Origin of the sequence: Endozoicomonas sp. OPT23, assembly GCF_009653635.1 — a bacterium.
In the GTDB taxonomy this organism is placed as follows: Bacteria; Pseudomonadota; Gammaproteobacteria; order Pseudomonadales; family Endozoicomonadaceae; genus Endozoicomonas_A.
This window is the reverse complement of the sequence record NZ_PPFD01000003.1, coordinates 30,548-44,876: the sequence shown is the minus strand read 5'-3', so window position 1 is coordinate 44,876 and position 14,329 is coordinate 30,548. Positions and strand designations below refer to the sequence as shown.

General features: G+C 47.8%; 14 protein-coding genes and 1 other RNA gene. 8 read left to right on the top strand and 7 right to left on the bottom strand.

Annotated features, from left to right (window positions below; translation table 11 throughout):
• Positions 1 to 59: 59 nt before the first annotated feature.
• From argE to EOPP23_RS06030, 3 genes are all read right to left on the bottom strand, one after another.
• Positions 60 to 1,217 (bottom strand): acetylornithine deacetylase, encoded by a 1,158-nt coding sequence (gene argE, locus EOPP23_RS06040; protein WP_153765081.1) that lies wholly within the window; start codon positions 1,215 to 1,217, stop codon positions 60 to 62.
• Between the two features lie 283 nt (positions 1,218 to 1,500).
• The gene (locus tag EOPP23_RS06035) at positions 1,501 to 2,769 is read right to left on the bottom strand and encodes an inorganic phosphate transporter (RefSeq protein ID WP_153765080.1); all 1,269 of its coding nucleotides are present in this window, start codon (positions 2,767 to 2,769) and stop codon (positions 1,501 to 1,503) included.
• Positions 2,770 to 2,792: 23 nt separating this feature from the next.
• Positions 2,793 to 3,473 carry a TIGR00153 family protein gene (locus EOPP23_RS06030; protein WP_153765079.1) on the bottom strand — a complete coding sequence of 227 codons (681 nt, stop codon included), beginning with the start codon at positions 3,471 to 3,473 and terminating at the stop codon, positions 2,793 to 2,795.
• Positions 3,474 to 3,704: 231 nt separating this feature from the next.
• Between EOPP23_RS06030 and EOPP23_RS06025 the strand changes: the two genes are divergently transcribed.
• A complete protein-coding gene (locus tag EOPP23_RS06025) occupies positions 3,705 to 4,328 on the top strand; it encodes an inorganic triphosphatase (protein WP_153765078.1) in 624 nt (207 codons plus the stop codon).
• A 146-nt stretch (positions 4,329 to 4,474) separates the two neighbouring features.
• Entirely contained in the window at positions 4,475 to 6,217 is a 1,743-nt protein-coding gene (locus EOPP23_RS06020) for a GspE/PulE family protein (RefSeq protein ID WP_153765886.1), read from the top strand.
• A gap of 4 nt (positions 6,218 to 6,221) precedes the next feature.
• On the opposite strand, the gene EOPP23_RS06015 is transcribed toward EOPP23_RS06020, so the two are convergent.
• Positions 6,222 to 7,805, bottom strand: a complete 1,584-nt coding sequence (locus EOPP23_RS06015; protein WP_153765077.1) for a hypothetical protein — start codon at positions 7,803 to 7,805, stop codon at positions 6,222 to 6,224.
• 246 nt (positions 7,806 to 8,051) lie between these two features.
• On the opposite strand from EOPP23_RS06015, the gene EOPP23_RS06010 reads away from it, so the two are divergent.
• Both EOPP23_RS06010 and EOPP23_RS06005 read left to right on the top strand, forming a co-directional pair.
• The gene (locus EOPP23_RS06010) at positions 8,052 to 8,540 is read left to right on the top strand and encodes a hypothetical protein (RefSeq protein WP_153765076.1); all 489 of its coding nucleotides are present in this window, start codon (positions 8,052 to 8,054) and stop codon (positions 8,538 to 8,540) included.
• 367 nt (positions 8,541 to 8,907) lie between these two features.
• Positions 8,908 to 9,114 (top strand): cold-shock protein, encoded by a 207-nt coding sequence (locus EOPP23_RS06005; RefSeq protein ID WP_135510504.1) that lies wholly within the window; start codon positions 8,908 to 8,910, stop codon positions 9,112 to 9,114.
• Positions 9,115 to 9,412: 298 nt separating this feature from the next.
• Here the strand turns inward: EOPP23_RS06005 and ssrS are convergent.
• The 3 genes from ssrS to EOPP23_RS05990 all read right to left on the bottom strand — a co-directional run bounded on the left by ssrS (position 9,413) and on the right by EOPP23_RS05990 (position 10,297).
• A non-coding RNA gene (ssrS, locus tag EOPP23_RS06000) (6S RNA) lies at positions 9,413 to 9,591 on the bottom strand.
• A 182-nt stretch (positions 9,592 to 9,773) separates the two neighbouring features.
• On the bottom strand, positions 9,774 to 10,073 hold the full coding sequence (locus EOPP23_RS05995; RefSeq protein WP_153765075.1) for a cell division protein ZapA: 300 nt from the start codon (positions 10,071 to 10,073) through the stop codon (positions 9,774 to 9,776).
• Positions 10,073 to 10,297 (bottom strand): TIGR02449 family protein, encoded by a 225-nt coding sequence (locus EOPP23_RS05990; protein WP_370514687.1) that lies wholly within the window; start codon positions 10,295 to 10,297, stop codon positions 10,073 to 10,075. The genes EOPP23_RS05995 and EOPP23_RS05990 overlap by 1 nt, the downstream gene beginning before the upstream one ends.
• Positions 10,298 to 10,508: 211 nt before the next feature.
• Between EOPP23_RS05990 and EOPP23_RS05985 the strand changes: the two genes are divergently transcribed.
• The 4 genes from EOPP23_RS05985 (at position 10,509) to EOPP23_RS05970 (ending at position 14,318) form a co-directional block, all read left to right on the top strand.
• Complete coding sequence (locus EOPP23_RS05985; protein WP_153765073.1) at positions 10,509 to 10,991, top strand: bacteriohemerythrin; 483 nt, start codon at positions 10,509 to 10,511, stop codon at positions 10,989 to 10,991.
• Between the two features lie 13 nt (positions 10,992 to 11,004).
• Entirely contained in the window at positions 11,005 to 11,736 is a 732-nt protein-coding gene (locus EOPP23_RS05980; protein ID WP_153765072.1) for a UPF0149 family protein, read from the top strand.
• Between the two features lie 111 nt (positions 11,737 to 11,847).
• Positions 11,848 to 13,089, top strand: a complete 1,242-nt coding sequence (ubiH, locus tag EOPP23_RS05975; RefSeq protein WP_153765071.1) for a 2-octaprenyl-6-methoxyphenyl hydroxylase — start codon at positions 11,848 to 11,850, stop codon at positions 13,087 to 13,089.
• 2 nt (positions 13,090 to 13,091) lie between these two features.
• Positions 13,092 to 14,318 (top strand): FAD-dependent oxidoreductase, encoded by a 1,227-nt coding sequence (locus EOPP23_RS05970; RefSeq protein ID WP_228550623.1) that lies wholly within the window; start codon positions 13,092 to 13,094, stop codon positions 14,316 to 14,318.
• The last annotated feature ends 11 nt before the right edge of the window (positions 14,319 to 14,329 follow it).

Genomic DNA, 14,329 nt, shown 5'->3' with positions numbered 1-14,329 from the left:
GAGCATATATCTGCTGGTTAAGAGTCTCGACATATGAATTCATATGTCGAGACATTTGCTCAGTTCAGACAGTATTTTCGGATTAATGCCTGAAGCAGGTCAATGGTCGGTTGTATTCGATCCAAAGCCAGAAATTCATCAGGCTGGTGGGCCTGATCAATATCACCAGGGCCCAGTACAACGGTATCCATCCCCATGTCACTGAAAAAAGGTGCTTCTGTGGTAAAAGCGACAGACTCTGCGGTATAGCCTGTCAGTTCTTCACAGGCTTTTACCAATGGTGAGTCACTGCTTCCAGCAAAGGGTTCAATACTCGGGCTGATGGCTTCCAGTGCAAGTTCTACGCCGTCTTGTTCCGCAAAAGGCAGAAGGCGTTTGCGAAGACCATTGCGCAACTGTTGGCTGTCCATGCCCGGAAGCAGTCGTACATCAAAATCAAGACGACAGCTGCCACAAATCCGGTTGGGGTTATCACCGCCATGGATGCAGCCAAGATTGACGGTAGGCGTTGGGACGGCAAAACCGGGATTATTGTATTGGCTACCAAGATCGGTTCTATAAGCCATGATCTCGGAGATCACTTTATGAGCAGTCTCCATGGCATTTCTACCCAGTGCAGGGTTACTGGAGTGACCCGATTGGCCAATTATGCTGACCCTTTCCATCATAATGCCTTTATGCATATAGACAGGAACCATACCTGTTGGCTCGCCAATCACGGCATAACGGCCTTTGGGTTTACCGGCGGCAGCCAAAGCTCTTGCCCCACTCATGGATGACTCCTCATCAGCCGTGGCGAGAATGATCAATGGAGCTTTGAAGGGTTGGTCGAGATAGGCTCGTGCCGCTTCCATCGCCAGAGCAAAGAATCCTTTCATATCACAGGTGCCCAAACCATAAAGACGGTTGTTGGCCTCCTGCATTTTGAAAGGATCAAAGTTCCAGCGGTTGGCATTGTAGGGAACAGTATCTGTGTGGCCAGACAGTACCAGCCCTCCAGGACCTGAACCCAGGGTGGCGATCAGGTTAGCCTTATTAGGCTCTCCCGGAATCGGCATGATTTCACAATTGAAGCCCATGTTTTCCAGCCAGCCTGCCAGCTCATTGATAACAGGCATATTGCCCATATCCAGTTCAGGCAGGGTTGAGCTGACCGAAGGAATCTCAATCAATCTGGATAAGGCAGACGTAAAGTCAGGCTGAAGAGTTCCGGTCATATTCCTCTCACATCGCGATTATTCAGGCGCTTTGGTGTGGATGGTTTTTAGTCGTTGGACTGGCAGATTAAAAGAAAGTGCCATTACCAATCAATCATAACAGCACGTATGTGTGAGGATACACATAATCGAGAATCAAACCGTCATTAGCCCACCAGGCAGGATAATGACGGATGGCTCAATATGGTCGTGTACTTAGGAGTAGTCCCGAAATAACATTAGAAAGAGGAACTTATTTCAGGGCTGTTCCTCACGTCATTAATAGCAGTGAAAAATGTAGGGTCTAGAAAACAGCCTTGAGTATGTGGAAGTAAAGAATGGCCAGTAGAGCACCTGCAGGCAGGGTGATCAGCCAGGACATAAATATCGTACCAATGACTTTCAGGTTCAGAGCTCCGATACCTCTGGCAAGACCGACGCCCAGAACGGCACCCACTAAAGTGTGGGTGGTGGATATAGGCAAGCCAGTTCCTGTGGCCAGTACAACTGTACTGGCTGCTGCCAGCTCAGCAGCAAAACCACGGCTGGGGGTCAGTTCGGTAATATGAGTGCCGATGGTCGCCATGACCTTGTAGCCATAGGTCGCCAGGCCAACCACAATACCTGCTGCACCCAGTAACAGAACCCAGCTTGGCATAGCCGACTGTCCGGTAATTTCTCCGCCACTGGCGATGATACTGGCCACTGCGGCCATAGGACCCACAGCGTTTGCGACATCATTGGAACCATGGGCAAAGGCCATGGAGCAGGCCGTGAAGATCATCATGACTCCGAACACTTTCTCGACACTGGAGAAGTGGAAAGCCTTATCCGCCTGCACATCTTCTTCAATCCGGGAAAGAGCAGCCTTGCCTGCCAGCATCACCAGCAGACCAACCGGTACTGCCAGCAGAATACTTTCGGCATAGTCCAGTGGAAGACCTATATGCTTAAGGCCTTTCACCATGGTAACCATGGACATCATAAAGCCAACAAGAAACATGTAGATGGGAACGTATTTCTTGGCGTTCTTGAACGGATGTTCTGTATCCAGAATCAGTTTCTGAACACTCATAAAAATCATAAAGGCAATACAGCCTGATAAGAGAGGAGAAATTATCCAGCTGGCAACAATAGAGCCCACTTTTGCCCAGTTAACCGCGTCGACAGAAATGCCTACGGAAGCAAAGCCAACGATAGCACCGACAATGGAATGAGTCGTGGAGACAGGCCAACCGTAATGAGTAGCCACCAAAAGCCAGGTACCGGCAGCCAACAGTGCTGCCATCATGCCAAACACCAGCAGCTCAGGCTGCTCCTGAAGTATTGGCATACTGGGATCGATGATACCTTTGCGAATGGTGTCGGTAACCGAGCCGCCAGCCAGATAGGCACCAAGAAACTCAAGGCAGATAGCAATGATGATGGCCTGGCGAATCGTCAGGGCTTTTGATCCAACTGATGTGCCCATAGCGTTGGCTACATCGTTAGCGCCCACTCCCCATGCCATGAAAAAGGCAAACAGGCAGGCTAAAAGAAGCAGAGTGGTGCCGTACTCAGTGATAATGCTCATGAGTCATTTCCGTGAAAAACAGCTTAACGGGCCAGCAGTAGCTGGAGGTAACTTCCCACTCGGGAAGCTCTGTCAGCCAGGTCGCCGACCCAGTCAATAATCTTGTAGAGGAAAATGACATCTACCGGAGGTAGATCTTTTTCCAGGCGGAACAGAATCTTTCTGACTTCAATCTGATGCCTGTCGGTATCGCTTTCTATCTGGTCCAGTTCTTCTATCAGCTCTTCGACCAGCTGAACTTCCCGGCCTCGAAAACCGGTTTCCAATAGTGAGTCCAGTTCACCTATGGCTCTTACCGCCTGAGCAGACGTAGCAATGGAACGGTTGAGATAATCCATAAACGGCTGATGCATCGGTTCAGGAATGAGCATTTGTCTGCCCAGTACGATGCCGGCGATATCTTTCGCTCTGTTGGCTACCTTGTCCTGAACTGTGACAATCTCAAGAAGGTCGCTACGGGGGACAGGAAGAAACAGGCTTTTCGGCAATGAGAGACGAACGTTCTTCTTAATTTTATCTGCATCATTTTCAAGGCGAACGATGGACTGCTGAATTTTCTCAACAGCCGACCAGTCTCCTGAGAAGGTCGCCTTGAAGAATGGCTCCAGCTCCATGGCGCACTCATGTGCCTTGGCGATGTGCCTTTGAATCGGACCAATAGGAGACTGCCCGAATACACTGGATAGCAGGTTGCTGGTTGGCATACTCAGACCTTGTTTATGTATTCCCGGAAGCAGGGCTGCCGGACTCCGTGAAAAATTATAGGTACTGGCTGAACTTCCTGCACAGTAAAAGGTAAACTCGCGGTTTTCTGTTGCTGAGTCTTAGTGCTCAGACATATGAACAGTAAGTAAGCCTTTGCTCGCCGGAGGCGGGCAAAGGCTTACTTACTGTTCATTGAGTGTGTCTAAACACTTAATGTTACCGAGAACCTTATGAGCTACGAAACCGAACTCAAGCTGGCGGTCAGTGAAAACCAGTTGCCTGCCCTTAAGACACTGCCTTTCTGGAAAAAGTTCGCATTAAATGCATCAGAAACATTTCACCTGGGTAATATCTACTTTGATACGGCGGACAGAGCTTTGAATAAAGCCTCTGCGGCGCTGCGAGTTCGAACTAAAAATGGAGCCTTTTTCCAAACACTCAAGACCAAAGGAAGCAGTGTTAATGGCCTCACCAAACGGGGTGAATGGGAATGGCCTATTGATGCACCTGAACTGGACCTGAAAGGCTTGAGAGAACGCTGGCCTGAGTCATTAGGTGAATACCCTGAGAGTGAATTTCAGCCGTTGTTTTCTACGGACTTTGATCGTACTCGCTGGTATCTCAACTGGGCGGAGCCTAGTGCACGGGTAGAAGTGGTTTTGGACGATGGTTTTGTAAAGTCCGGTGATCTGACCAGTCGAATCTGCGAGCTTGAAATAGAGCTGCTCGAAGGTGACGAAGCTGCCTTGTTTGAAATATCCAAAGCGCTGCAGGAGCAAATGCCTCTTCAGCCGTCTGATAAAAGCAAGGCTGAGCGTGGCTTTGAGTTGTTGAGGTTGAGAGGTTTAGCTTGAAGTCGATATCTCAAGTGCAACCCTTGGGTAATTGCGAGAGAATAACGTAGAACAATCGTTGCAGTTCAATAAAGGAATAAACCGTGGCCGGAGCTCGACAGTTGAAGGCAGACGCATTCAAGAAATCCCTCAGACACAGAACGCTGCTGCTTGATCTGCAGACAGTGGTTGCTGATCTGGTGCAGACAGGGAATCTGTCACGGACTCAGGCTGATGAGCTGCTGACCAGCCATCGAACATCGGAACAGCTGAAGCTTCATCCCGTTGAATACATTGCTTCCCTGGAATTGCAGGATGCAGTCACTGGCCGTGTGCTGGATCTGGACTGGCTGGTGGCCTGGCTGGCTGACCTTTCAGGCCAGGAAGGTTTTCATATTGATCCGTTGAAGATTGATGCGGCAGCCATTACCCCGGTGATGTCTCATGCCTATGCGATCAGACACCAGATTCTGGCGGTAGAAGTAAATGCGGAAGAGATCGTTATTGCTTCTGCTCAGCCCTGGCACACCGGCTGGGAAGAAAACCTCAGGCATATAAACCGCAAGGATATTCGCAGGGTTGTTGCCAATCCGGCGGATATTCGTCGTTACACGGGCGAGTTCTATCGTCTCGCTCAGTCTGTCCTTGGAGCGATTGAGAAGGGTGGTCAGGGTAACCATCTGAACAGCTTTGAGCAGATGCTTGAGCTGGGCAATATGAAAGCACCTGATGCTAACGACCAGCATATCGTTAATATCGTGGATTGGTTATTGCAGTACGCTTTTGAACAGCGTGCCAGTGATATCCATATTGAACCCAGAAGAGAGCAATGCAATCTTCGATTCAGAATCGATGGTGTGCTGCACCTGATCTATCAAATGCCGGCCAAGGTCGCGACAGCGGTCACCAGTCGTTTGAAAATACTGGGCCGTATGAATGTGGCTGAGAAACGAAAGCCTCAAGACGGGCGACTGAAGACCCGTAATATCGAAGGCAATGAAGTTGAACTGCGTTTGTCGACGCTGCCAACAGCCTTCGGTGAAAAGCTGGTCATGCGTATCTTTGATCCGGATGTACTGGTGAAAAGCTTTTCACAGCTGGGTTTTTCAAGGGAAGATGAACGTCGCTGGGATAGCATGACTCAGCAACCTAACGGTATTGTTCTGGTGACCGGCCCAACAGGTTCTGGTAAAACCACCACGCTTTATTCAACATTGAAAACTCTGGCGACAGAGCGGGTGAATGTCTGCACCATTGAAGACCCGATTGAAATGGTCGAGCCCAGTTTTAACCAGATGCAGGTGCAGCATAATATTGACCTGGATTTTGCCAGTGGTTTGCGGGCTCTGCTTCGACAGGATCCGGATATCATTATGATTGGTGAGATTCGTGACCTGGAAACAGCCGAAATGGCTATTCAGGCTGCGTTGACCGGTCACCTGGTTATATCAACCCTGCACACCAATGATGCACCTTCTGCGCTGACACGATTACTTGAGCTGGGTGTCCCTAATTATCTTATCAAGGCTACTGTTCTGGGTGTGATGGCTCAGCGACTGGTGAGAACCCTCTGTTCAAACTGTAAACAACAGACGTCTATCGATAAGAACGCCTGGAAGGCTCTGACCCGCCCATGGGCCGCACCCGTACCGGCAGAAATCTACAACCCCGTAGGTTGCCTGGAGTGTCGTGAGACAGGCTATCGTGGTCGTGCAGGCGTTTATGAGCTGATGCCTATGTCGGAAGCCATGAAGAACCAGCTGGTGGCTAATGTCGATATTGCTGACCTGCGCAAACAGGCCATCAAGGAAGGCATGTATACGCTTCGCCTCTCAGGTGCTCAGAAAGTCGCCGCTGGTTTGAGCACCATTGAGGAAGTTATGCGGGTGACGCCGGATCAGAACAATTAACCTGTTACTGTGATATCTCCTGCATTTGTTGAAGAATGGTATTCTTCAACAAATGCATCATTGACTGTTGTGATTTTGCCTTTCCTTCAGTGCTCGTCTCAGAGGTTGTTCGATTGGTTTCACCTTGATCTATTAATAAACTGTATATACCGATACTGAGGTTGGTAGGGGAGCTACTGCTGCCTGAGCCTGAACCATCCTCAGGCTCATCATCATTATGAGGGCCTTTCATTTTATTCTGTTTATAGTCTGCAGTATCTGACGGTAGTAACTGCTTAGGGTCTTCGTCTTCAGAGTTCTGCTTTTGTCTGCGCTCTTTTCTTTCTCGCAGTGTTTGCTGAATAGTGACTTTCTCTATTTCCTTTATGCCTGCAGCGGTCGCTCGTCTTCCTCTAAGCCCTGAAAGTGTTTCTGATGATTGTGAATCAAGAAGGTTGTCTCTCTCGTCAGGTCGCAGAGAGTCGAGAAGAGCCTTTACTTCTGAATCTGACATCGTACTCAGATTTTGGTGAGATGTTTCTTCAATGCCTTCAAGTTGAGGTGTTTCTGGTGAAGCTGAAACTTGTCGTTTCATCGAACTTCTTGATGGTCTGGAAGGCATAGCTGTAGAGCGACGGCGTTGAGATATATTTGAAGAAAGAGAGTCGCCTGTTGTATGAGCTTCTGGTGAGTGTTGACCTAAAGAGGGTTGAATGAGCCCCCAAAGAGCAGGGTTATGGACACTCAAGGGGCTGAAAGCCTGTTGAGGAATATTGTCAGGGGGAGTAGAAATTAGAAACAACTCCTGACCATTTTCAAAAGTTATTAACCAGTCAATAGCTTGATTGTCTGTGGAGTACTGAATATCAATCTGTAAGCCACAGTAGATGCCGAGTAGTGGGTCGTAATGAAAATAGGTGTTACTCTGCAAGAGTGACTCAACAATACCCACCATTCCTTCATAGCTTCCCATGGATCGTTGCTGTCGAAGAAGTTCACTTGTCAGTGCAAGAGATATTTCCTGTTCTTCGGGAGGAAATGTTTGCAGGTTATTCCAGTCCATAGAGCTGACTACCGATAGATCTTTCGAAGTGGAATTTTTCACGGTAGCGTTGGACACTACTTTGCCCGTTGTCCCCGAAACAATCGCTTCTATATACGAACTCGTGAACCTGTTTATCAGCATTTCTCTTGGTGAATTGAGAATCTGGGGGGTACAGACAGAGCTTGTACCTGAACTGGCTGAAGAGCTTTTTTTCTTAAAAGAAAACTTTTTAGGTTTGACGGTTTCCTGAGGTTCAGGAACCGTGGATGATTTGAATCCGGAACCTTTTGATTTCAAAGAATAAGACGGTCGCTCGATGCCATGGTTCTGAGTGACACTTCCTCTCCTTTGAAATTCACCGATTTCGTTCGTGGTTGAAAAATAACGACTGAAGCTAATATTGTTACCAGTCCTTTCTACTGCTATGACCAGATGACCTCTCAGTTGTGAGAGTTGGCCTGCGGAGCTGGTCGTAAAAACGTTATAAAAAGAAACTATGGTCGCAAAAGATGGCAATGGCAGAGCCATCATAAAAAATAGAAAAAGGGTTTTTATATATTTCATCTTAATATCCATAAACGACGACTTAATTATTAGTTTGTTGTCGAGGTGCAAAAACCAGACTAGCTCCCATATAAAATAGTGATAGAGAAAAAGATGAATGGAGCTATAAATTATTATTTAATTGATAATCTTTATTGCTTGGCAAAGATCGAGACTGACATTGAAATTGATGTAAGAGTACAGGATATTAATAAGAGTGCCGTGGCTAGTTAAGAGTACTGCGGATCAATAAGGGAAGGTTTCTTTATGTTGAAGGTTAAATATGGAGTTCTAGTTGCACTGGTGCTGTCTCCAGTGCTGTGGGCAAAAAAAACGATAGAGCTCCAACCAACAGAACCCCCGGCAACATTCGCAGAACAGATGCAGCAGCAGTCAGACCCGGCCGTCAGAGACGTTGTTCTAGAGTCGTATATCAACAGCCTGCTGAAAGCTAATGCGATTGGCAAAGCCAGGGGAAAGGGGGAGATTTCCTATTCTGTGAGAGGTTATCGGGAAGGGCAGTTGGTGGTGACTCGTGAAGAGCAGAAAGCTCAGGGTAATTTGAAGAAGAACTTAAATCTGAAAGTCTATGGTGTTGGTCATTCTCTGAACTCTAATTGCTCCAGAAATGAGCAACGCTGTTGGGTGCTGTACCCGAATTCTGATAACCGCTGGCTGGAAATCGCCTACGCCCCCAAAGCAATCAAGGAGCTGGAAAAGGGGATGGGGTTGTTGATTCGAGAGCTGCAGAAGTAGCTACTTTTATCTAATCTCAGCTGATTTTCGGGCTCGTATGTCTGTGAACTGTTCACTGTGCTGCAGAGAATCATGAAACTATGAGTGTTTTATAGGCATTAGCCAATTTTCTGCGACTGTTATATCTGTTTTAAAATGGCATCTACCTGTTGTTGGAAGTTTAAAGGTCTGTAGAATGGGCTCCACGTTACAAGTGCGTTTGATTCTTTATGGTTAGATTGATTGTTCCGGGTGTAGTAGCCCGCCATGTTCTTCATAAGTAATAACAAAACTTCTAGCTTTACCGCCTTTGCTGTTGTCAAAACAGTGAAGGCACGTTTTTGTTAAGGCTGTTTAAAAAAACAGTTTAAAATTTCAGGATATGATTATGTCTACTACTACCGGTACTGTTAAGTGGTTCAACGAAGAGAAAGGTTTTGGTTTCATCGCTCAGGAAAACGGTCCTGACGTGTTTGCCCATTTCCGTCAGATCGTTGGCGACGGCTTCAAGACTCTGGCTGAAGGCCAGCAGGTTGAGTTCACCGTAACTCAGGGCCAGAAAGGTCCACAAGCTGAAGATATCCGTCCTTTGTAAGGACTGGCTATACAGCTGAATTGCTTCACTTGATGTGAAGTGTGAAAAGGCAGTGCTTTCGGGCACTGCTTTTTTTTGTGCTAGGGAAAAATGATTTACTGCTTTTTGATCGAACGGTTTTGGGCAGTTTATCGGGCAGTTTTTTGTAATACTTCGAATGGTATGTACGGCAGTACACGGCATGAGACAGGAAATAAATTCAGAAGACGACAACGGTTGTTGCCTTGAGAGGCTTGGTATTACTGGGTTTTAGCGTGATTTGATGATGCATAAGCGGTTATGCATTATATGGAATGAAAGTCTCCCCAAGCTGCCGCTGCCACTTAAGCCCGTTGCCGGTAAGCAACGGTGGAGATTGCTGAGGTGAATCGGGCTTTTCACTACAAGGTGAACATGCACTCCAGCACCAACGAGGAATCCCCTGATTTGGTATTATCGGCCCGGGTCTTTTATGACTGGCAAACAGGCCAGGGAGACTTGCGAGATTATATCGGTTCTGCCGTGCATGTCTGTAGGTTTTTTTTGCTATTGTTTTATTTTCTTTTTAGTTCATAAGGCAATGAGCCAAAAACTTGACCGGGTTCTCACTAGGGAGGGAAGGCCAGAGTTCGTTCATGGCCTTCAAAGTCGAGTTGGTCACGGAGGAGGGAAGTGTTTGCTCAGCTATCGATGGTCATCAAAGCGTGGTCCAGTTTTCCCATCATCTGACGAATCTGTTCCTGGGCATCAGAATTTTCTGTCAGGCTTTCATCTTTCTTCTGGAGCAGTTCATAGCTCAGATTCAGGGCAGCCATAATGGCAATGCGCTCTGAACCAATCACACCATTGGCGCGAATTTGCTTCATTTTATCGTTCAGGTACTGAGCAGCCTGCTGCAGACCGATTTCTTCGTCTCTTGGACAACTGACGCGGTATTCCTTGTCCAGGAGGTTTACGGTAGTGGTAGAGGGCGTATCCATTACGATTCATGCTCCAGAGTGCGAAGGCGACTGATCATGGCTTCGACCTTGCTGCGAGCAGCGTCATTTTTTTCCATAAGCTGAGCGCGTTCCGTCTGCCAGCTCATTTCTTTAGCGCGCAGCAAACGGTTTTCTTCTTTAAGCTTCAGGCAAGTGGCCACCAGAAAATCAAGTTTCTGGCTAAGGGCTGTGAGATCAGGGTCGTTCATAGATTCAGGAACCATAGTATTGAAACTACTATAGCGGTATCCGTTTTTCAGGACAATCCCACAAATCTACAGGCTGAATAAGGTTAGTGACTTATTTTAGAGTTCTTCTGCAGTATAAGTTCCCTCGCAGAGTGTTTCTTTCTTGACCTGAATCAGTACAAATAAGCAGCAATCGCCGGAGTATTTGCTCCCCAATCTTATTTCAACAAAAAGGGAAGTTTATATCATGGGTACAGCCATACCAGCGGATGCCAACACAGAAGAATTATTTACCTGGACAGACGAACTCAGTGTCGGCATCGAAGAGATAGATGAACAACACAAGGTTCTAGTCGACCTTCTGAACGAGTTGCACCGCGGGATCATGGAAAAACATGGCAGCGAAGTCACCATTGAGGTGCTTGATCGGCTGGTGGAATACACCCGTATTCACTTCGCGCTGGAAGAAAGCCTGATGCGCATGCTGCATTATCCTGGTTATGAAGAACATAAACAGCACCATGAAATGCTGCTGAATCAGGTGGCGGAGTTGGTCGGAAAGGTTAAAGCTGGTCAGCATGTTACCTTCGAACTTCTGCATTTTCTGAAAAACTGGTTAACCCGACACATAATGGAAGAAGATAAAATCTACGCACCTTTCTTTCTGGATCGTGGCGTTGCTGCTACCCATAAGAAGCGTTCATGGTTAGGACGGATCTTCCATAAATAGAAGCAGTGTCTGAATGTTTAATGGATCTACTTTGGCAAACGGACTGCCATTTCTTAACAGACTCTTCTCACAGCAGGCTCATCTCGCAACAGGCATCGTTCATGCATGTTCCAGCAGCCCTTATCTGGTAAACTTTCCTTCTTTTGATGACCAAACAAGTATTGAAATGACTGACAACCAACACGGTGAATCTCCTGTACTGTTCGATGAACTGGCAGACCTGCTGGTAGAGCTGGGTGGCGGCAGTCATCCGTCCGAACTTCATGGCTTGCTTTGTGGCACATTCTCCGGTGGTTCTGAGCCTGGAGTGGAAGCCTGGAATCGTCAGGTGTCCAGCTTGCTGGGTGACGAGGCCATTGGTAGCAGTGGTGAAGAGATGCTGTCACGCATGTATCAGCTGACTCTCGACAAACTGCGACAGGCTGATTTTGGTATCGCCATGCTGTTGCCTGATGATGAAGAAGCTCTGGAGCAGAGAACGGAAGCTCTGGGCTACTGGTGTCAGGGTTTTCTGTCCGGCTTTGGTGAAGCCGCGGCCAACCGAAAAATCAGTGCAGAAGCTGAAGGTGTGATCAATGACCTCAGCGAAATCGCCCAGATTCAACCTGAGCAGGACGACAGTGACGAAGCGGAACGTTTCTTCATGGAAGTCAGTGAATTTGTCCGTATGGCAATGATTACCCTGTTTGCCGAGTTCAACAAGATTGAAGTGCCTGCGGACGAGCAGGGTAAAACGCTTCACTGAGTCGTAAGTACCCAGACATACGAATTCATAAGCTGTTTACTCGCCAGTAGTGTGTAAACAGCAACTCAGTATTCTATTTCGTGTGTCTACACACTGAACAGGAGTTCGGTCATGCAGGAGGTCAGGGTGGCAAAACAATACGATATTCTGATTATCGGTGGCGGATTGGTCGGCGCAAGTCTGCTCTGTGCGTTAGAACCGTCAATCAGAAAGAACCAGCTCAAGGTTGGCTTAATTGAACATCATGACCTGAGTGAACCCAGAGACAGGCCTCCCAGTTATGATGCCAGAGCATCGGCGCTGTCCTACGGTACCCGTCGTATTTATGACCAGCTCGGACTTTGGTCAACCCTTGAGCCTCACGCAACCGCTATCCACAATATTCATGTTTCTGATCGAGGACATTTTGGCTCAACCCGTTTGAATTGTGAGGAAGAGAAGGTTCCTGCACTTGGCTACGTCATCGAGAACTTCCGACTGGGTGAAACCCTGCTGGAACGTTTGAAGTCATACGGCGATGAAGGACTGGTAGAACTGATCAGTCCTGCAGAAGTGGTTAAACTTCAACCTTTACCTGAAGCCAGAATGAACGCACGCATTCGTCAGCTTTCTTCAGATCAAAACGCTGAAGAATATGAAATCGATGCTGAGCTGGTCGTTTTGGCAGACGGTGGCCGCTCCAGTCTGATGGATGCCTTGTGCATTCATCGCAAGCATTACAACTACGAACAGCACGCGCTTATTGCCAATGTCACTCTTGATCAATCTCATAAAGGCGTTGCTTACGAACGGTTTGCCGGTAAAGGGCCTATGGCATTGTTGCCATTGTCTGAAGATCGCTCTGCACTGGTCTGGACGGTGCCGGAAGAACAGATTGAAGAGAAACTGGCACTGAGTGATGATGCTTTTCTGGCAGAGCTGCAACAGACCTTTGGTGACCGTGCTGGGCAGTTTTTGAAAGTAGGCAAGCGTGACAGTTACCCTCTGTCTCTGAGCGTTGCCCAGGAGCAGGTACGTCCGGGTCTGGTTGTGCTGGGTAATGCGGCTCATGCCATGCATCCGGTAGCCGGGCAGGGTTATAACCTGGCAATAAGAGACACCATGGCACTGGCTAAAAATATTGATCAGTCTTTGTCGTCTGGTAAGGCCATTGGCAATCTGACCCGTCTGCTTAACTATGTAGAGCGTCAGAAGAGCGATCAGTCCGTCACTCTTGGTTTCTGTGACAGTCTGGTGAAGCTGTTTGCCCGCGAAGAAACATCCGTCATTGTTGCGCGTAATGTCGGACTGAGTGGTTTGAACATCAGTAAAACACTCAAGAGTGAGTTTGCACGAAAGGCTATGGGATTGTGACCATGAATGATTCAACGACAGACGCTATGATTTCCGCAGATCACCAAACCTTTGATCTTACTGTTGTTGGTGGTGGCATGGTTGGTGTTTCACTGGCTCTGTCGCTGGCTGATAGCGGTTTGAAAATTGCGGTGATTGATCAGCAATCCCTGACACCGAAACAGAGTGATGACAGCACACCTTATGCGCCCAGAGTCAGTGCTTTAACCGAAGCATCGGTTAGCCTGTTTCAACAGCTGGATGCCTGGTCGCTGATGGAAAAACAGCGAGTCTGTTCCTACGACAAGATGTACGTTTGGGATGCCGAAGGCACCGGTGACATTGCTTTTGATGCGGATGAAATCAATCATGACAATCTTGGGCATATCGTTGAAAACGATGTGATTCGCAGTGCTTTGCTGGAGCGTTTATCTGAAACTGATATTGCTCTGTTTTCTGAACAGTCAAAGATTGATTGTGAATTGAACGACGGCCTTCATACCGTCACGCTTGATGACGCGACTCTTCAGACCAGATTGCTGATCGCCACTGACGGCGCTGAATCACGGTTGAGAAAACAGGCGGGCATTCCGTCCAGCCAGAAGGATTATCTTCATCATGCTGTTGTTACCACGGTAGAAACTGAACAGTACCATCAGGACACGGCCTGGCAGGTATTTCTTGATACTGGCCCACTGGCTTTTCTGCCTCTGCCTTCTAGAAATGGCCGCCATTACAGTTCTATTGTCTGGTCGCTGGTTCCTGATCAGGCTCAAAGAGTATTGGGTCTTGATGAAGAGAACTTCTGTTCCCAGTTGGAAAGAGCTTTTGAGTCGCGACTGGGTAAAGTGGTTTCTGCCGATGACCGTTTCTGTTTCCCACTGCGTCAGCGTCATTCCCGTCAGTACCATCGTAATCGTGTGGTGGTTGCAGGTGACTCAGCACACACTATTCACCCATTGGCAGGGCAGGGTGTGAACCTTGGGCTTCAGGATGTGATTGCGCTTTCTGAAGAAATTCACAGAGCGGTTAGTCGTGGTGATGATTTTGCCGCAGAGCATATTCTTAACCGCTACGAACGTCGCCGCATGGGTAGTAATCTGTTGATGATGAAGTCCATGGAAGGTCTGCAGAATCTGTTTGCTGCGGACGATATTGGTGTGCGCTGGTTAAGAAATACCGGTTTGAAAATGACTGGCCAGATTCCTTTTGTAAAGAAACAGCTGATCAAACAGGCTATGGGTTTGTAGCGTAAAGTCAG

Excerpts from the sequence above, each read along its gene's own strand:
- EOPP23_RS06015 (WP_153765077.1), bottom strand. The coding sequence starts at position 7,805 with ATGAAATATATAAAAACCCTTTTTCTATTTTTTATGATGGCTCTGCCA.
- argE (WP_153765081.1), bottom strand. The coding sequence starts at position 1,217 with ATGACCGGAACTCTTCAGCCTGACTTTACGTCTGCCTTATCCAGATTG.
- EOPP23_RS06035 (WP_153765080.1), bottom strand. The coding sequence starts at position 2,769 with ATGAGCATTATCACTGAGTACGGCACCACTCTGCTTCTTTTAGCCTGC.
- EOPP23_RS05980 (WP_153765072.1), top strand. The coding sequence starts at position 11,005 with ATGTTTAATGGATCTACTTTGGCAAACGGACTGCCATTTCTTAACAGA.
- EOPP23_RS05985 (WP_153765073.1), top strand. The coding sequence starts at position 10,509 with ATGGGTACAGCCATACCAGCGGATGCCAACACAGAAGAATTATTTACC.
- EOPP23_RS06010 (WP_153765076.1), top strand. The coding sequence starts at position 8,052 with ATGTTGAAGGTTAAATATGGAGTTCTAGTTGCACTGGTGCTGTCTCCA.
- EOPP23_RS06005 (WP_135510504.1), top strand. The coding sequence starts at position 8,908 with ATGTCTACTACTACCGGTACTGTTAAGTGGTTCAACGAAGAGAAAGGT.
- EOPP23_RS05990 (WP_370514687.1), bottom strand. The coding sequence starts at position 10,297 with ATGGTTCCTGAATCTATGAACGACCCTGATCTCACAGCCCTTAGCCAG.
- ubiH (WP_153765071.1), top strand. The coding sequence starts at position 11,848 with ATGCAGGAGGTCAGGGTGGCAAAACAATACGATATTCTGATTATCGGT.
- EOPP23_RS05995 (WP_153765075.1), bottom strand. The coding sequence starts at position 10,073 with ATGGATACGCCCTCTACCACTACCGTAAACCTCCTGGACAAGGAATAC.
- EOPP23_RS06030 (WP_153765079.1), bottom strand. The coding sequence starts at position 3,473 with ATGCCAACCAGCAACCTGCTATCCAGTGTATTCGGGCAGTCTCCTATT.
- EOPP23_RS06025 (WP_153765078.1), top strand. The coding sequence starts at position 3,705 with ATGAGCTACGAAACCGAACTCAAGCTGGCGGTCAGTGAAAACCAGTTG.
- EOPP23_RS05970 (WP_228550623.1), top strand. The coding sequence starts at position 13,092 with ATGAATGATTCAACGACAGACGCTATGATTTCCGCAGATCACCAAACC.